Here is a 17238-nt window from a genome sequence, read left to right on the forward strand (position 1 = left end):
CGGACGATGAACCCAACTATTGACAGTTGCCCCGCCGACGAACGACGGGGCAACTGCAGGCGACCAGCGACGAACTTGAGCGGCTCACCCCCAACCCGGAACGACGAAGATCAACCAAGTGACGATTGGTGCGATGACGACCATCGAGAAGCCCCACACCATGAGCTGCTTGAACACCCTGTCCCGCTGATCTTCCGGAGAGTTAGCGACGACGAGCGCCCCCGAGGTGGAGAACGGTGAGGAATCGACCACCGAAGACGAGATCGCCAAAGCGATGATCAGCCCGATCTCGCCCACGCTGCCCGTGAGCAGGAACGGCACAGCCAGAGGAATGAGTGCGCCGAGGATGCCCGTCGTCGACGCGAAGGCAGAGACGACTGCGCCGATGAAACAGATGATCAGGGCCGCGAACAGCGGAGCTCCCATGCCGGCGACCTGCCCGCCGAGCCAATCGATCGTGCCCAAACGTTCCATGAGTTCGACATAGGTGACGATGCCGCAGATGAGAAGGACGGTCGGCCACGCGATCTTGCTCACCGCGCCCTTGCTGATGCGGGGAGAGAAGAACGAAATAATCACGGCGATGCTGATCGCGGTGAAGCCGACGTCCTGATTGAGCGGGGGCACGACCATGACCGCGAGAACGATGAGTCCGACAAGTGTGACGATGCGATTGAGATCGAGGGTGGTGACTTCGACATCCTCCTCGGTGTCCTTGACCATCGTCGTCTGGACAGACCGTCGAGCTGCCCTCCGCTCGGGGTCGTGATACGGCGCGGGCGAGCCGACCGATCCGCTGCCAGAACCGCCCACCCCGGCACCGCTTGAGCCGGACGTACCCGAGCTGCCGCTGCCACCGGTGCCGCTGCCGGAATCGGTGCCGTCGCCCTCGCCGGAGGTTCCGACGTTGACCAGTTCCCCGTCCTTGTCCTCGAGCCCATGTCCGAGGTCGCGCTTGCCCAGCAGCTCCCGCCCGCCGAAGAGGAAGAAGCAGACGAAGCCGAGGACGACGTTGAAGACGAAGGAGGCAAGGAAGAGCAGCAGAGGGCTGCCCGGTAGGTCATTGCGCTCGACGACCTGGTTGGTGATCGTGCCGAAGATGCTCAACGGCGAGAATCCACCCGCAGTCGCACCGTTGATGACCATCAGCCCCATGAGCAACGGCCGAATGCCGTACCGACGAGAGAAACCCATCCCCATCGGCGCGATGATCGCGATGGCTGCCGGCACCACCGAGCCGAAGCCGGAGAGAAGCGCCGTGACGACGAAGAACACCCACGGGATGAGCGCTATTCGGCCGCCGACAGCTTTGACGAGTATATGGACGATCCAGTCGACCGTCCCGTTGTCCTTCGCCAAGGCGAAGAGATAGGTCACGCCGACGAGGATGAGGAACAGATCCGCGGGGAAGCCAGACAGCAGAGTGTCGACGTCCTCTCCCAGGACAAAGGTTCCGAACAGGAAGGTCGCCATGAGCGCGAGCGCACCCATATGGACCGAAACAAAGGTGGCGATGACGAACAAAGCCACCAGGACGAGTATCGAAGCAATTTCCAAAGACACAATTCGCTCCTATGCGATGTGTTAATCAGTCGGAAACGACCCCATTGCCGCAACCGACATTCCACGATGTGGAAATCTTGCTGCTACTTTATGAAAGTCTGCCCCGAGGAATTCCGAACCGTCAAGACCTCGACTTCACTTTCCCGAATAACAGGAGCATGTATACCAACCCGTGGTTTTCAAAGAAATCCTTTCGGCACAGAACAGCACAGAACTCCACGTCAGAAGCTCAGGGAAAATGGAATACCGAAATCCGAACTGGGCAGAAAAGGCTCAACTCGACCGGCGAGCAGAATGCCACAAATCTCCGTTCCGAATCCTGGAAAAGGCATTTTTCTCTCGAAACCATTGTGGTAGCGTCAAATGAAAGTGATGTACCGCATCGTGGAATCAGAGAGGATTCTTCAATGACAATCAGCGGACGGCATTTCCTTCAGATTCCGGGACCCAGCAATGTTCCGGACAGCGTTCTCCACGCCATCTCCATGCCCACGATCGACCATCGCGGACCGGCATTCAAAGAACTCTTCAGCCATGTGCTCACAGGCATGGCCGACGTCTTCGGCACCTCGAACCAGGTCGTCATCTACCCGGCCACGGGAACCGGAGCCTGGGAAGCCGCACTGGTCAACACCCTCAACCCCGGCGATGAGATCCTCTGTTTCGAAACCGGGCATTTCTCTTCACTGTGGAAGACGATGGCCGAGAAATGGGGACTCAAACCCACAGTCATCGCCGGCGACTGGCGCACCGGCGCCGATCCGCAGAAGATCGGTGAGGCCCTCGCCGCCGACACCGATCATCGCTTCAAAGCCGTATGCGTCGTCCACAACGAGACCTCGACCGGCGTCACGAGCCGCATACCCGAGATCCGCGCGGCCATCGACGCCGCAGACCACCCGGCCCTGTTCATGGTCGACACGATCTCCTCGCTCGGTTCGGTCGACTACCGTCACGACGAGTGGGGCGTCGATGTCACCGTCTCCGGTTCGCAGAAGGGCCTCATGCTCCCACCAGGACTGTCCTTCAATGCTGTGAGCGACAAGGCCTTAGAGGCCCACGAAACCTCGACCCTGCCGAAGTCCGTCTGGAACTGGACGGAGATGCTCGCCGCCGGCAGAAACGGGATGACTCCCTACACCCCGAACACGAACATCCTCTACGGCCTCAAGGAATCCCTGCGGCTGCTCAACGAGGAAGGTCTCGACAACGTCTTCGCCCGACACATCCGCTTCGGCGAAGCGACCCGAGCCGCAGTCGAAGCCTGGGGCTTGGAAGTGCTGTGCACGAACGAGAGCGAATACTCCCCCGTCCTCACCGCCGTCGTCATGCCCGAAGGGCACGACGCAGACGAGTTGAGAAAGATCATCCTCGACCGCTTCGACATGTCTCTGGGGGCGGGCCTGTCCAAACTCCAGGGGACGGTCTTCCGAATCGGCCACCTCGGCGATCTCAACGATCTCACCCTCGCCGGAACCCTCGCGGGCGTCCAGATGGGACTGCAGCTGGCGGGAGTGAAGGTCGACCCGGCAGGCCTCGGAGCCGCCCTCGACATCCTCCGCGAGAGCTGAGCTCACCATGAGCGCTGACACGACTGCTGACACGAACACGGACGTCACCGACGTCGTCACCGATCTCACCCGCAGCATCGCAGGCACCGTAGACACCTCGCCCCGCCGGCTGGCCGAATATGCCGTCGACGCGTCGAATTACCGAGTGGTCCCACAGGTCGTCGCCTTCCCGAAGTCCACGGCCGACGTCGTCTCGGTCCTCGATGTGGCCAGGTCGCATCGGGTGCCCATCACCTCCCGCGGCGGCGGCACCTCACAGGCCGGCAACTCGATCGGAACCGGGATCGTCATCGACTTCTCCCGCCACCTCAACCACATCCTCGACATCGACCCGACGGCGAAGACCGCCCGAGTCGAACCGGGTGTGCTCATGAGCGAGCTGCAGAAGGCCGGGAAACCGCACGGGCTGACCTTCGGACCCGATCCCTCGACGAAGAACCGGGCGACGATCGCGGGCATGATCGGCAACAACTCCTGCGGACCGCACGCGATCTCGGCCGGGCGCACCGTCGACAACATCGTCGAGATGACAGCCATCGACGGCACCGGCCGCTCGTTCCTCGCCGGCGCTGGGCTCGATCCCATTCCCGGACTCGCCGAGGTGGCCGGCCGTCACCTCGGAGTCATCCGCACCGAGTTCGGCCGGTTCAGCCGCCAGGCCTCGGCCTATGCGATGGAGCATCTGCTCCCGGAGAACGGCCCGAACCTCGCGAAGTTTCTCGTCGGCAGCGAAGGCACACTGTCGACGATCACCGAGGCGGTCGTCAGCCTCGGCGATCTTCCGAACTCACCCACGGTGCTCGTCCTCGGCTACCCGGACATGTTCGAAGCCGCCGATGCCGTCCCCCGGGTGCTGCCCCACGGCCCGCTCGCCGTCGAAGGCATCGACTCGCGGCTCATGGACATGGTCCGCAACCACAAGGGCAAGGATGCCGTGCCCGAACTGCCGGCGGGCAAGGGCTGGCTGCTCATCGAGGTCGCCGGCGCCACCGCGGACGAAGCCGTCGCGAATGCCCAGGTCATTGCCGCCGATGCCGACACCGATCACTTCCGTATCCTGCCCGCCGGCAAAGAGGCAAGCACCCTGTGGGGCATCCGCGCCGATGCCGGCGGACTGGCCGGACGCACCGAAGACGGCGACCCCGCCTGGACCGGATGGGAGGACGCCGCGGTCCCGCCCGAGGTGCTCGGCGACTACCTGCGGGACCAGGACGAGCTGATGGCCTCCTACGGAATCCGCGGCCTGCCCTACGGGCACTTCGGAGACGGCTGCGTACACATGCGCACGGACTTCCCCTTCGACCGCCCCGACGGCGTCGAGGTCTTCCGCGACTTCGTCATGGAGGCCGGACGTCTCGTCACGAAATACGGCGGATCCGCCTCCGGCGAGCACGGCGATGGGCGAGCCAGGTCCGAACTCCTCAGCCTTCAGCACTCGGATGAAGCGATCGCCGCCCTCGGCGAGGTCAAACGGCTCTTCGACCCGAACAGCCTGCTCAATCCGGGCATCATCGTCGACCCGCTGCCGATCATCTCCGACCTGCGCAGGCCGCAGTCGATCTCGATCGGCACGGCCGGCGGTTTCTCCTTCGCTCACGACAAAGGCAGCTTCACGAACGCCGTCCACCGCTGCGTGGGCGTCGGCAAATGCCGTGCCGACACGTCCGGGTCCGGCGGGTTCATGTGCCCGTCGTATCTGGCGACGAAAGATGAGAAGGACTCCACCCGCGGTCGCGCCCGGGTCCTCCAAGAGGTGACCAACGGAGGCCTGATCAACGCATTCGACAGCGCCGAGGTGGCCGAGTCCCTCGACTTGTGCTTGAGCTGCAAGGCCTGTTCGTCCGACTGTCCGGCCGGAGTCGACATGGCCCAGTACAAATCTGAGGTGCTCCACCGCACCTATCGCGGCAGGCTCCGTCCCCTCGCGCACTATTCGCTCGGCTGGCTGCCCACCTGGGGCCGCCTGCTCACCGCCGTGCCCGGAGTCAGCGCCGTGGCGAACGCGGCGCTGGGGTTCCGTCCCCTGGCCAAGCTCGTCCTGACCGGCGGCGGGATGGACCCCCGCCGGAAGATGGTCCGGTTCAATGATCGCCGGTTCTCCCGCTGGGCGAAGTCCCGCATCTCCCCCGCCGAGGCGCGCGATGCCTCAGCGGCGGATCGCGACGCCCTCATCGCCGACGAATACGTGAGCACCTCCCAGACTGAGAAGAAACAGGTCCTGCTGTGGGCGGATTCGTTCACCGAATACCTCTCTGATGCCGGGGCCAGGACGGCCGTCGACCTGCTGGAATCGACCGGATTCGAAATCCTCCTGCCGGAGCAGCAAGCCTGCTGCGGGCTCACGCTCATCTCCACCGGACAGCTCGACGCGGCGAAGCGGAAGCTCGAATCGACGATGGAGATCCTCGATCCCTACGCCCGGAAGGGCATTCCGATCGTCGGCATCGAACCGAGCTGCACCGCGGTGCTGCGCAGCGACCTCGGCGATCTCTTCCCCGATGACGAACGGGCTCGCCGGATCGCGGTGGCCACCTCGACGCTGGCCGAGGTCCTCGTCGACGCGAAGCTCGACGTTCCCGATCTCACGGGACGCACCGTCGTCGTCCAACCGCACTGCCACCAGCATTCGGTCATGGGCTTCGCCGCGGACCGCGCTCTCCTCGAGCGGACCGGTGCGACCGTGCGCGAACTTGCCGGCTGCTGCGGTCTGGCCGGGAACTTCGGTATGGAGGCCGGCCATTACGAGACTTCGGTGGCGGTGGCCGAGAACGCTCTGCTGCCGGCCCTGCGGGATGCGCCGGCGGATTCGATCTACCTGGCCGACGGGTTCTCCTGCCGCACTCAGGCGGCGGACCTCGCGAACGTGAACGGCATGACGCTTCCGCAGCTGCTCACCGGCGAGGCGTCGAAGCCCGGGCATTCGGCCCGCCCCTCCCGCCTGCCCGAAGCCGCCGAAGCGTGATTGCACAGACCAACCGATCAGAGAGGACGCAATGAGTGACGACTCAGCACCAGGACCGCTGTCGGGGGTGACCGTGCTCGAGCTCGGCGTGTTCATCGCCGGGCCATACGCGACGATGCAGCTGGCCGATATGGGCGCGCGCGTCATCAAGATCGAACCGCCGGGCGGCGATCCGATGCGCGCTTTGGGGCCCTTCGTCGACGGCGAATCGAGCCCGTTCATCCGGCTCAACCGAAACAAGGAATCGATCGTCCTCGACCTCAAATCCGACGCAGGCCGAGCCGGCCTGCACTCCCTGCTCGCCGAGGCGGATGTCCTCGTGGAGAACATGCGACCCGGGGCGCTGACAAAGATGGGCTTCGGATACGAGGATCTGCGCGAGGATCATCCCGATCTCATCTACGCCTCCGCCTCGGGGTGGGGTCAGGACGGTCCGCTGGCTCCCCTGGCCGGCCTCGACATCATGGCGCAGGCCCGATCGGGGCTGATGAGCATCACCGGATTCCCCGATCAGCCGCCGGCGAAGATCGGAGTGCCGATCTCTGACCTCTCGACCGCGCTCTACGTCGCGCTCGGCATCGTCTCCGCCCTCTATGAACGGCGCGATTCCGGGCAGGGGCAGTACCTCGATGTCTCCCTCTTCGAGTCCGCCGTATCCCTGGCGGTGTGGGAGGCCGGCGGGTACTTCGGTGCCGGGACGGTGAGTCGTCCGAACGGTTCGGCTCATCAGGCGCAGGCGCCGTATCAGGCGATCGAGGTCGGCGACGGCTTCGTCACCATCGGTGCGAACACTCCGGCCACGTGGACGCGGTTCTGCTCGGCCTTCGACCTCGCCGATCTCGAGCATCACCCGAAGTACGCCGAGCCAGCACTGCGGTTTGCCAACCGAGAGGCCCTCATCGCCGTCATCGAGGATCGGCTGCGCGCCCGCACCATCGCGGAGGTGGTCGAGGAGATGAATCGCGTGGGTGTCCCGGCCGCACCGATCAACGACTACGAGCAGGTCTTCACCGACGCTCACCTGCAGCAGCGGAACTTCTTCTGGGCCTCCCAGCACCCCCGCCTCGGCGAGGTGACGCAGCTGGGCAATCCGATGCGCTTCTCCCGTTCGCAGCTGACCCACGGTCCGGCCGGACCGTCGCTCGGTGCGGACACCGACCGGGTGCTCGCGGAGTTCGCGGGCAGTACCGGGACGGCCGGGTCCGACTCGGACTCCGCCCCTGCCGGAACCGACACCATCACCGAGGAGGTCCGGTCATGAGCGATCAGGTGATCACCGAGGTCGTCGGACGCACCCTTCGCGTCACGTTCAACCGTCCCGAGGCGCGCAATGCGATGACGTTCGAGATGTACCAGAAGCTCGCCGAGGCGGCCGCCCAGGTCGACGCGAATCCTGATCTGCGTGCCCTCGTCCTCCGTGGAGCCGGGGGCCGAGCCTTCGTGGCCGGCACGGACATCGCGCAGTTCCGGGGGTTCACCGGTGAGGACGGAGTCGCGTACGAGCAGCGCATCGACGAGGTGCTCGGGGCTCTGGCTGCGGTCGACAAACCGGTCATCGCCGTCATCGACGGCCACTGTGTGGGCGGAGGTCTGGGGATCGCGTGCTGCGCGGATGTGCGGATCGGATCGACCGCCTCGGCGTTCTCCGTCCCCATCGCCCGCACCTTGGGCAACACTCTCTCGGCGAACACGTTGCGCCGGTTGGTCCGGGCGTTCGGGGAACCGCGGACCGCGTCGATGCTCATCACCGCTCGGAAGGTCGACGCGCAGGCAGCGCTGGACTCGGGGTTCCTCACCGCGGTCGCCGAGGATCTCGACGCCGAAGCCGAAGCACTCATCGAGCGGGTCGTTTCCGGGGCACCGCTGACGCAGTGGGCGATCAAGGAGAACCTCCGCCGGCTGGGTGCCGGCGGACCCGTCGACGATGCGGATGTCATCGCGAAGGTCTACGGCAGCCAGGATTTCGCGAACGCCGTCGAAGGATTCCTCACCAAGACCCCGGTGGAGTGGACCGGGGAGTAAGTCGGTTCAGTCCTGACTCCCCTCGCCGAGGCGGTCGACGAGTCGGGCGATGATCCTGGCCCTGGTCGTCTCGGTGCGGGCGGTGAGGATCGGCAGCATGGCCGTGAACCTCTCCGCGCGGTTGAGGGTATCGAAGGCGGCCTGCGCGGCGGGCGCCTCGGCGAGGGCGTCACGCAGGTCATCGGGGACGGTGGCCTCCGACTGTCTGGGGTAGGCATTCTCCCAGCGGCCATCGTCCTGGGCCAGGCGCACCTCGGCGCGGCCACGATCCCGCAGACGACCGTCGACCTCGAGACTGCCGATGATCTCGACATTGCGCTTCGACCAGTTCGAGCGCGGACGTCGCGGGGTGAAGCGCTGGACGAACGTCGTCGCATCGAAGCTGCGGCGCTGACCGTCGATCCAGCCTCCGCACAGTGCTTCCTCGAGGGCGTCTTGGTAGCTCAGCGAGGTCGGTGTGGTGACGTTCTTCTTCGCCATGAGCAACCACACACCCTTTGACGAATCTTCGTTGGCGATCAGCCATTCGCGCCAGGCGTCGAGGTCGGCGAGGACCAGTGGTGACGTGGGCGAGTTCTCGACCAGGGGCTGGTCGTCGTTAGTCGTCACGGGGGTGCGCTGCGCCATCAACCGTCAGACAACGCGGCAGTATCGACGATCCACGGCACTCCGTACCGATCGAGGCACATGCCGAACCCTTCGGACCAGAACGTCGGCCCCAGAGGCATCTGAACCTCGCCTCCGTCAGACAGACCGGCGAACACCGTGCCGGCGGTCTCAAGGTCGGAGGCTGTGTAGGACAGAGCGATCCCCTGTCTCGGACCTCCATCGCCCGTGGTGTCATCCGATCCCATCAGCAGGGTGTCCCCGAATTTCAGCGCGGCATGCATGACGGTCTCGTCGGTCGAACCGGGCATTCGCTGATCTTCGGGAACGTCCTTCATCGGCATAATCGTCAGCTCGCCGCCGAAGATCTCCTGGTAGTGATTGAACGCTTCAGCGCATTGTCCGTCGCTGTAGAAGATATAGGCATCAATCGACATCGTGCGTCACCTCTCGGAGCTGTCATCGGTCGGAGAATCAGTGGTTCCACGTGCACAGTGCTCCTGCAAGGTTACGCGCGCGGGCACACGACATGTGCAGTCCCGCGCGAGCGCCTCACGCTTGCGGATCGGGGATGATCGGAAGCTCAGTCGTCACCTCATCCCGGGGAACCGCCTCGGCGCTGGTGGCGGTGTTGTCCACGGAATCATCGGCGGGCATCCCGGTCAGGCGTTCAGGCTTGAGGATCTCACCGAGCTGGTCACGTTCGAGCAGTCCGTGCTCGACGACGAGATCGGCGATGGATTCGTTCTTCGCCAGCGCTTCCTTCGCGAGCTTCGCGGCGGCGACGTAGCCGATGACCGGGGCGAGCGCGGTGATGACGGTAACCGAGCGGTCGACGGTGTCTTCGATGTGCGCCTCGTTGGCGGTGATGCCGTTGACGCAGTTGATGCGGAAGGTCTGGGCCGCGCGTTCGAGCCACGTGATCGACTGGAACAGCGAGTGGGCGACGATCGGCTCGAAGGCGTTGAGCTGCAGCTGTCCAGCCTCGACGGCCATGGACACGGTGACGTCGGCCCCGGCCACGGAGTACGCAACCTGGGAGACCGCCTCGGGGATGACCGGATTGACCTTGCCGGGCATGATCGACGACCCCGCCTGACGGGCGGGCAGGTTGATCTCGCCGAGGCCGGCCTGGGGCCCCGAGGACAGCAGGCGCAGGTCGTTGGCGATCTTCGACAACTTCAGAGCACTGCGCTTGAGCGCACCGGAGAAGGTGATGAAGACTCCGGTGTCGGAGGTGGATTCGACCAGGTCGCCGGCCGTGACGAGGTCGAGACCGGTGATCTTCCGCAGGTGTTCGATGACCGCTTCCTTGTAGCCGACCGGCGCGTTGATCGAGGTTCCGATCGCCGTGGCTCCCATGTTCACCTCGCCGAGGAGGGCGACTGCCTCTTCGAGCCGCTGAACGTCCTCACGCAGAGTCACCGCGAACGCGGTGAACTCCTGTCCGAGGGTCATCGGCACCGCATCCTGCAGCTGGGTGCGCCCGACCTTGACGATGTGGGCGAATTCCCGCCCCTTGGCCGCGAAGGCGTCGGCGAGCAGGGTGAGCTCACCGAGGAGGTTCTGCAGTGAGAACGCCAGTGCGATCTTGATGGCGGTCGGGTAGGTGTCGTTCGTCGACTGACTGTGGTTGGTGTGGTCGTTCGGGTTGAGGAAGGCGTAGTCTCCCTTGGGTCGACCGGCGATCTCGAGGGCGCGGTTGGTGATGACCTCGTTGGCGTTCATATTCGTCGAGGTGCCGGCTCCGCCCTGTACGACGCCGACGGTGAACTGATCGTGGAGCTTGCCGGCCTTGATCTCTTCACACGCGGAGTCGATGAGGTTCGCCCGCTGCTCGTCGAGCGCCCCGATCTCCGCATTCGCCCGGGCCGCGGCCTGTTTGACGCAGGCGAAGGCGCGGACGAAATCGGGGTAGACGTTGATCGGGCGGCGGGTGATCGGGAAGTTCTCGTTCGCCCGGGCAGTGTGCACGCCCCAATAGGCGGTGTCGGGGATCTCCATGCTGCCGATCGAGTCGGTCTCGGTGCGGGTGGGCACGGTCTGCGGGTTCTGCGAGGTCAGGGGAATCGAAGCGGTCTGCGGTGAGGATGAAGTCGACTCAGTCATAGTGTCTTCAGACTCTCACATTTCGCCTGTCGGCCGAAGAGCCGAGAGAACGAGGGCGGAACGAAGTGGTGCCTCGCGATCAGGGTCGTCACGACGCAGCCTCTGCGAAAGCATCGGTGGTCGATGGCGCATAGTCACGGTACATCCGCTGGATGCCGATCTGGTCGGCGAGGTACTTCGCGTCGTGCCAGACTCCCCAGATGAAGCTCGACCCGCGTCGGGACAGCCAAGGCAGCCCGAGGAAGTACATGCCAGGGACAGGGCTGACACCGCGCTTCTGCACTGGGTATCCGCTTTCGTCGAGGACGCCGTCGACGCTCAGCCAGGAGTAGTCGACGCCGAAGCCGGTCGCCCAGATCACGGTGCGGATCCCCGCTGCGGCAAGGTCGAGTTCGTGGATCGGGTCGCTGACGCTGTCTGGGTCCGGTCCGAGGATGTGCGCCTCGGGCTCGGGCGGCAGGTCAAGGCCGTTGCGTTCGATGTACTCATCGGCCTCACGCAGCAGCGACAGGTAGTTCTCGTCGCCGCGGGCGATGTTGCGCTGCAGGTCGTCACCGATGTGCAGGATGCCGTCGGCATAGGAGTTCGCTCGGCCGAGCAGGGTGATGCCCGAATTCGCGAGGTCACGGAAGTCGACGGTGTGCCCGCCCTGCGCTCCGCTGACGGCGATCGTGACATGCTCGGCTCCAGCCGGCGGTGTGGCCATGTCCCATCTGCCCAACACGCCGAGCCACCAGCAGAAATCGCGGCTGCGGTAGGCCCGCGGCGGACGGTCGTGGGGACCGACGGCGAGGTGGACCGGTCGACCCGACCGCTGGATCTCGGCGGCGATCTGCACGCCGGACGACCCGGCGCCGACGACGAGGACACCGCCGTCGGCGAGCTGTTCCGGGTTCTTGTAGTCGTTCGAGTGGATCTGCGTCAGTCCCGCCTCGGCGGGGATGATCTCGGGGATCCGCGGGGTCTGGAACGGGCCTGTGGCGGCGACGACGTAGTCGGCGTCGATGACTCCGGCGTCGGTGGTCACGCGGAATCCGCGGGATCCCGCGTTCTCCGTCACCGAGGTGGCGCTGACCCCGGTGCGCACCGGCAGGTCCTTGGCCTCGACGAGGGTCTGGAAGTATTCGGCGACCTGTCCCTTCGTGGCGAAGCCGTCGGGTTCGGTGTCCGCGAATTCCTGCGTGGGGAAGCGATCGTGCCAGGCGGGCCCGTTGGCGACGAGGGAGTCCCACCGGCGGGAGCGCCAGGCCTCGGCGACCCGGTCGCGTTCGAGGACGACATGGGCCACTCCCCGCTCGCTGAGATGCTCACTCATCGCGATACCGGCCTGGCCGCCGCCGATGACGACGACTTCGGTGGTTTCTGCGGCTGTGTTCGACATGGACACCCTTCCGTCGGTGCCGCGCTGCGGCGGCATGTGCTTCGTTGCTGGCGGGCACAACTTCGATGTTGCCCTGACGCCTTCCAGCAAACCGCAGGTGGAAGCGGCAATGCCAATAGTTCTTCACGGTCCACTGCATCTTATGAATAGATGCAAGACTTAGTCGTCGATCACTTGGGGGTATCTAATGGACACGCTCTCAGCCTGACTCGGGGGCCACCTCGGCGAGGATCTCGCGGACGACGTCGGCCACGGCAGCGGCCTTCGCCGTCTGCCCGGATCGAGCCAGGGTGGACACAGCCACATGCAGGGTGGGGACGGGATCGGAGATCTCGAGGATCGTCGTCCGCTCCCCCGTGTAGGTCTGTCGGATGCGCGGTCGCTGGTTGAGGATGGAGAACCCGAGGCCCATGGCGACCATCGAGCGCACGGTCTCGTAGCTCGAGCTCCGGTAACGCACATGCGGGGTGATGCCGGCCAGGCGCAGCATGTTGAGGAAGTACTCGCGGCTGTCGGGCAGGTCGAGGACGACGAAATCATCCTCGGCGAGCTCGCTCAGAGAGACCTTCTTCCGACGGGCGAGACGATGGTCGGTGCCGACGATGACGTGCGGCCGGGCCTCGCCGACGATCTCGGCGCGGATGCCGTCGGATTCGGTGAGGTCGTAGTTGAGCGCGAGTTCGACCCGACCGCTGCGCAGGGCATCGATGCTCTCCTCGTGGTCTCCCTCGACGACTTCGACGGTCAGGTCGGGGTGACGCTCGCCCAATCGCTGGAGCAGCTGCGGCAGCAGGAACGGTGCGATCGTTTGGAAGCAGGCGATGACGATGGTTCCGCGTACCTCACGCTGACCGGCCTGGATCGAGTCGACGGCGTCGGTGATCCGCCCGAAGATCTCCCGCGTCTCGTGGAGCAGGCTCTCGCCGGCCGAGGTGAGCACGAGGCCCTTCGAGTGCTGACGCACGAACAGCGGAGCCCCGAGGGCCTTCTCCAGCTGGTTGATCGCCGTCGACACAGCCGACTGGGCGATGTGCAGCTCCTGGCTGGCCTCGGTCATATTGAGCGTCTTCGCGCATTCGGCGAAGTAGGACAGCTGGGTGAGCGTGATCGCGAATCTCTGCACCATTGCGGCTCCCTGCGATGAAGAATCTGTTTTGTAGATGCTCTGACTAAATTATAACTATTTCACAGATGAATGGAATGTCTCGAGAATGGGTGGCAGACAACGACCGCTTCACTCAACGAGGAGACGCACCATGGCAGAGCCGACGCACACACGACTGAGGATGTTCAACACCAAGGACACCTATCCGGAGCAGAATCTCGACAACGATCTCTGCCAGGCCGTCGTCGCCGGCGGTGTCGTCTACCTGCGCGGACAGATCGGTCAGGACCTCGAGACCCGGGAATCCGTAGGCATCGGCGATGTCACCGCCCAGGCGGAGAAGGCGATGGCGAACATCGCGATGCTCCTCGAAGAAGCCGGCAGCAGCCTCGCCGACATCGTCAAGGTCACCGTCTACATCATCGATCCCCGTTACCGCGAGGACGTCTACCGGACCATGGGCAAGTGGCTCAAGGGCGTCTACCCAGTCTCGACGGGCATCGTCGTCCAGGCCCTGGCGCGCCCCGAGTGGCTCGTCGAGATCGACGCCACCGCCGTCATCAGCGAGAACTCCGCTGCGAACAACGGTACCGAGGCGGGACGGACCGAGGTGGCCCAGTGACCTTCTCGCTCCTCCTCCACGATCCCGAGACCGGAGAGTTCGGCTCCGCGATCTCCTCATCCTCGCCGGCCGTCGCCGCACGCTGCATCAGTCTGACCGACGGGGTCGGCGGGGTGAACTCCCAGAACATCACCGACCCGCGGCTCGGTCCGGCGATCATCTCTGAGATGGCTTCGGGCAAGAATGCGCAGTCGGCGCTCGACGCCGTCGTCGCCGCTGCCGATCCCACCGGGATCGACTTTCGGCAGCTGCTAGTCATCGACGCCGCCGGGAACACCGCCGCGCACTCGGGCGCGCAGGCGCTCGGCGTCTTCGGTGCCCGCACCGAGAACAACGCCGTGGCCGGAGGAAATATGCTCGCCGACCTGACAGTCCTCGACGCCTTCGTCGAGACCGCGCTGTCTGCAACCGGTCGTCTCGAAGAACGCCTCTTCGCAGCCTTCGAGGCAGCGATGGCCGCCGGCGGCGAAGCCGGACCCGTCCACTCCGCCGGCCTGTCCGTGGTCAACGGCTCCGGCTGGAGGGTCACCGATCTGCGCGTCGATTGGGCCGATGAGGATCCGATCGGGCAGCTCGGCCGCCTCCTCGAGATCTGGATGCCCCAGCGGGACGACTACATCACGCGCGGCCTCGATCCGGCCGCCTCTCCGTCCTACGGCGTGCCCGGTGACGATCGATGAACGACACGACCGTCGCAGTCAAGGACCGCATCGCCGCCAAGATCTCCGAGGTCGCGCCGCGGCTCATCGAACTGTCGAATTCCCTCCACGACGACCCCGAGCTCGGTTGGCAAGAGTTCCGCTCCTCGGCCGCCGTCGCCGGAGTCCTGGCCGAGCACGGGTTCACCGTCGAACGCCCCTACCTCGGACTCGAAACCGCGTTTCGCGCCACGTTCGGATCGGGCGAGTTCACTATCGGCTTCCTCGCCGAGTACGACGCCCTGCCCGGCCTCGGTCACGCCTGCGGCCACAACCTCATCGCCGCGATGAGCGTCGGTGGGGCGATCGGCCTCGCCGAGGCGGCCGGGGAACTCGGCATCACCGTCGAGGTCATCGGCACACCGGCCGAAGAGGGCGGAGGCGGCAAGATCGAACTGCTCGACCGCGGTGCCTTCACCGAACTCGACTTCGCGCTCATGGCCCATCCCGCACCCGTCGATGTCGCCGAGGCCGAACCATTCGCCGTCACCCACTGGCACGTCGAATATACCGGGCGAGCCGCCCATGCGGCCGCATACCCGGAACGCGGCATCAATGCCAACGACGCGTTCCTCATCGCCCAGGTGGCCCTCGGTCTGCTCCGCCAGCAGCTGCCGAAGACCGTACGGGTCCACGGGGTGATGACGAACGGCGGTGAGGCGCCGAACGCCATCCCGTCCAAGACCGAGGGCCGCTGGTACGTGCGCGCCGAGACGACGGAGGAGCTGCTCGCCCTCGAGCAGAAGGTCATCAACTGCTTCGAGGCCGGGGCCCTGGCCACTGGGGCACAACTGACCATCACTCCGGAGAGCCGCCGCTACTCGGAGATGCGCACCGATGAGGTCGCGCTCGAAGCCTACCGGGCCAATGCGCTCGCACTCGGCCGGAACTTCGACGTCGACCCCGTCGCAGCGACGATGAACCGCGCGTCGACGGATATGGGCAACGTCTCCCAGATCGTCGACGCCATCCACCCCTACATCGGGGTCGGCGGCGAGGCGAGCAACCATCAGGCGGCGTTCGCCGAGTCCTGCGTCGGCGAGAAGGCCGAGAGCACACTCATCGACGGCGCAATCGCGTTGGCCTGGACCGCCGCGGATGTGAGCGTCCAGCGCGGCTGACGGAAGGCCGCACCGCCAGCACAGCGCTGGCAACCACGATTCCAAAGGAGGATTCGGACATGTCAGGTGACACACAGGCTGCCGAGGGGCTGGCCTATCAGAAAGGTCTGCGCAAGAGCGTAGTCGCCGGCTCCATCGGCGTCCTCGTCCACTGGTTCGACTGGGCCGTCTATGCCTATATGGCCACGACGATCGCAGCGATCTTCTTCCCCGAGGAGGACAGCACGGCAGGTTTGCTCGCCACCTTCGCGGTCTTCGCGGTCTCCTTCCTCGTCCGGCCGATCGGCGCGGTCATCTTCGGCCGCCTCGGCGATAAACTCGGACGCAAGCACACCCTGTCGCTGGTCATCCTCGCCATGGCACTGTCGACGCTCGCGCTCGGAGTGCTGCCGACCTACGGAACCATCGGCATGCTCGCTCCGATCCTCCTCATCGTCACCCGCATCGTGCAGGGGCTGGCCGCCGGTGGCGAATTCGGCAGCGCGGCGGCCTTCCTCGGCGAGTTCTCACCGCCGAAGCGCCGAGGCTTCGGCTGCAGCTGGCTCGAGGTGGGCTCCTTGGCCGGATTCCTCTTGGCCTCCTTCGTCGTCTTCCTCCTCAACCAGGCGCTGACGCCCGACCAGGTGAGCGCCTGGGGCTGGAGGATCCCGTTCCTCATCACCGTGCCCTTGGGCTTCATCGGCCTCTACATCCGTCGGAAGATCGAGGACACCCCGGAGTTCTCTGCCCTGCAGAAGATGGAGACCGTCGCCGAGGCACCCCTGCGTGAGGTGTTCAAACGCAATCCCAAACAGTTCCTCCAGACCTGTGGGATGGAGACGTTCATGAACGTCACCTTCTACGTCGTCCTCGTCTACCTACTCACCTATCAGGAGACCGCGGTCGGCATCGACCCCGGACGGGCAGCGCTGCTGTCGACCCTGGCCTCGGCACTCGGCCTCGTCATCGTCCCGCTGGCGGGCCTCGCCTCGGACAGGTTCGGACGCAAGCCTGTGCTCATGATCGCGGCGATCGCACTCACGGTGCTCTCGGTTCCGCTGTTCCTCCTCATGGGCGCCGACTACCCGTGGGCGTCGTTCGTCTCGACCTTCGGCCTGGCGTTCATCCTCGCGATCATCCTCGGCACCCACGCCGCCACCGTCGTCGAGCTCTTCCCGACCCGGACGAGGCAGACGGGACTGTCCATCGCCTATGCGCTGACCGCCGCACTCTTCGCCGGCACTGCGCCGTACATCCTCACCTGGCTCATCGACACCACCGGCAGCACGCTCAGCCCCGGCTGGTTCCTCGCCGTGGTCGGCGTCATCGGCATCGTCACCGTCGCCTCGCTGCCGGAGACCCGCGGCATCAACCTGCTGCACTCCGATGACATCGAGGAGGCACCGGCCTCCCCCGTCGCCGAAGCGGCAACGCCCGTCGAGTGCCCCAGCCCCTCGCCCGTCGAACCCTCCAGCGACCGCTGATCGCAGTCACTGCCC

14 protein-coding genes are annotated in these 17238 nt (G+C 65.4%); 8 read left to right on the forward strand and 6 right to left on the reverse strand.

Annotation, left to right across the window (positions count from 1 at the left end):
• Positions 1–84: 84 nt before the first annotated feature.
• The gene (locus HK108_RS09730; RefSeq protein ID WP_181271361.1) at positions 85–1563 is read right to left on the reverse strand and encodes an SLC13 family permease; all 1479 of its coding nucleotides are present in this window, start codon (positions 1561–1563) and stop codon (positions 85–87) included.
• Positions 1564–1970: 407 nt separating this feature from the next.
• Here HK108_RS09730 and HK108_RS09735 point away from each other — a divergent pair, with 407 nt between their 5' ends.
• The 4 genes from HK108_RS09735 to HK108_RS09750 are packed head-to-tail and all read left to right on the forward strand — an operon-like array spanning position 1971 to position 8118.
• The gene (locus tag HK108_RS09735; protein WP_181271362.1) at positions 1971–3134 is read left to right on the forward strand and encodes a pyridoxal-phosphate-dependent aminotransferase family protein; all 1164 of its coding nucleotides are present in this window, start codon (positions 1971–1973) and stop codon (positions 3132–3134) included.
• A gap of 7 nt (positions 3135–3141) precedes the next feature.
• Positions 3142–6096 (forward strand): FAD-binding and (Fe-S)-binding domain-containing protein, encoded by a 2955-nt coding sequence (locus tag HK108_RS09740; protein ID WP_181271363.1) that lies wholly within the window; start codon positions 3142–3144, stop codon positions 6094–6096.
• Between the two features lie 31 nt (positions 6097–6127).
• On the forward strand, positions 6128–7357 hold the full coding sequence (locus HK108_RS09745) for a CaiB/BaiF CoA transferase family protein (RefSeq protein ID WP_181271364.1): 1230 nt from the start codon (positions 6128–6130) through the stop codon (positions 7355–7357).
• Positions 7354–8118 (forward strand): enoyl-CoA hydratase, encoded by a 765-nt coding sequence (locus tag HK108_RS09750; RefSeq protein WP_181271365.1) that lies wholly within the window; start codon positions 7354–7356, stop codon positions 8116–8118. Before HK108_RS09745 ends, HK108_RS09750 begins: the two co-directional genes overlap by 4 nt.
• Positions 8119–8124: 6 nt before the next feature.
• Here the strand turns inward: HK108_RS09750 and HK108_RS09755 are convergent, their stop codons facing one another.
• The 5 genes from HK108_RS09755 to HK108_RS09775 form a co-directional block, all read right to left on the reverse strand.
• Positions 8125–8727 (reverse strand): YdeI/OmpD-associated family protein, encoded by a 603-nt coding sequence (locus HK108_RS09755; protein ID WP_229664056.1) that lies wholly within the window; start codon positions 8725–8727, stop codon positions 8125–8127.
• Between the two features lie 17 nt (positions 8728–8744).
• Positions 8745–9161, reverse strand: coding sequence for a VOC family protein (locus tag HK108_RS09760; protein WP_181271367.1), 417 nt, complete (start codon positions 9159–9161; stop codon positions 8745–8747).
• A gap of 115 nt (positions 9162–9276) precedes the next feature.
• On the reverse strand, positions 9277–10833 hold the full coding sequence (locus tag HK108_RS09765) for an aspartate ammonia-lyase (protein ID WP_181271368.1): 1557 nt from the start codon (positions 10831–10833) through the stop codon (positions 9277–9279).
• Between the two features lie 88 nt (positions 10834–10921).
• Positions 10922–12214, reverse strand: a complete 1293-nt coding sequence (locus HK108_RS09770; protein WP_181271369.1) for a flavin-containing monooxygenase — start codon at positions 12212–12214, stop codon at positions 10922–10924.
• A gap of 199 nt (positions 12215–12413) precedes the next feature.
• Positions 12414–13340 carry a LysR substrate-binding domain-containing protein gene (locus HK108_RS09775; RefSeq protein WP_181271370.1) on the reverse strand — a complete coding sequence of 309 codons (927 nt, stop codon included), beginning with the start codon at positions 13338–13340 and terminating at the stop codon, positions 12414–12416.
• 130 nt (positions 13341–13470) lie between these two features.
• Here HK108_RS09775 and HK108_RS09780 point away from each other — a divergent pair, with 130 nt between their 5' ends.
• Genes HK108_RS09780 through HK108_RS09795 form a run of 4 tightly spaced genes read left to right on the forward strand, consistent with a single transcriptional unit; the run spans position 13471 to position 17223 of the window.
• Positions 13471–13941 carry a RidA family protein gene (locus HK108_RS09780; protein WP_172172623.1) on the forward strand — a complete coding sequence of 157 codons (471 nt, stop codon included), beginning with the start codon at positions 13471–13473 and terminating at the stop codon, positions 13939–13941.
• The gene (locus tag HK108_RS09785) at positions 13938–14621 is read left to right on the forward strand and encodes a DUF1028 domain-containing protein (RefSeq protein ID WP_181271371.1); all 684 of its coding nucleotides are present in this window, start codon (positions 13938–13940) and stop codon (positions 14619–14621) included. The genes HK108_RS09780 and HK108_RS09785 overlap by 4 nt, the downstream gene beginning before the upstream one ends.
• A complete protein-coding gene (locus tag HK108_RS09790) occupies positions 14618–15760 on the forward strand; it encodes a M20 family metallopeptidase (RefSeq protein ID WP_181271372.1) in 1143 nt (380 codons plus the stop codon). The genes HK108_RS09785 and HK108_RS09790 overlap by 4 nt, the downstream gene beginning before the upstream one ends.
• Positions 15761–15819: 59 nt before the next feature.
• Positions 15820–17223, forward strand: coding sequence for an MFS transporter (locus HK108_RS09795; protein ID WP_181271373.1), 1404 nt, complete (start codon positions 15820–15822; stop codon positions 17221–17223).
• Positions 17224–17238 lie beyond the last annotated feature (15 nt).

It is taken from the genome of Brevibacterium sediminis, assembly GCF_013623905.1.
Classification (GTDB): Bacteria; Actinomycetota; Actinomycetes; order Actinomycetales; family Brevibacteriaceae; genus Brevibacterium; species Brevibacterium sediminis.

What these genes read in the sequence shown, in the direction of transcription:
- HK108_RS09760 (WP_181271367.1), bottom strand. Translation starts at nt 9,161, where the DNA reads ATGTCGATTGATGCCTATATCTTCTACAGCGACGGACAATGCGCTGAA.
- HK108_RS09750 (WP_181271365.1), top strand. Translation starts at nt 7,354, where the DNA reads ATGAGCGATCAGGTGATCACCGAGGTCGTCGGACGCACCCTTCGCGTC.
- HK108_RS09775 (WP_181271370.1), bottom strand. Translation starts at nt 13,340, where the DNA reads ATGGTGCAGAGATTCGCGATCACGCTCACCCAGCTGTCCTACTTCGCC.
- HK108_RS09735 (WP_181271362.1), top strand. Translation starts at nt 1,971, where the DNA reads ATGACAATCAGCGGACGGCATTTCCTTCAGATTCCGGGACCCAGCAAT.
- HK108_RS09770 (WP_181271369.1), bottom strand. Translation starts at nt 12,214, where the DNA reads ATGTCGAACACAGCCGCAGAAACCACCGAAGTCGTCGTCATCGGCGGC.
- HK108_RS09780 (WP_172172623.1), top strand. Translation starts at nt 13,471, where the DNA reads ATGGCAGAGCCGACGCACACACGACTGAGGATGTTCAACACCAAGGAC.
- HK108_RS09745 (WP_181271364.1), top strand. Translation starts at nt 6,128, where the DNA reads ATGAGTGACGACTCAGCACCAGGACCGCTGTCGGGGGTGACCGTGCTC.
- HK108_RS09795 (WP_181271373.1), top strand. Translation starts at nt 15,820, where the DNA reads ATGTCAGGTGACACACAGGCTGCCGAGGGGCTGGCCTATCAGAAAGGT.
- HK108_RS09740 (WP_181271363.1), top strand. Translation starts at nt 3,142, where the DNA reads ATGAGCGCTGACACGACTGCTGACACGAACACGGACGTCACCGACGTC.
- HK108_RS09790 (WP_181271372.1), top strand. Translation starts at nt 14,618, where the DNA reads ATGAACGACACGACCGTCGCAGTCAAGGACCGCATCGCCGCCAAGATC.
- HK108_RS09765 (WP_181271368.1), bottom strand. Translation starts at nt 10,833, where the DNA reads ATGACTGAGTCGACTTCATCCTCACCGCAGACCGCTTCGATTCCCCTG.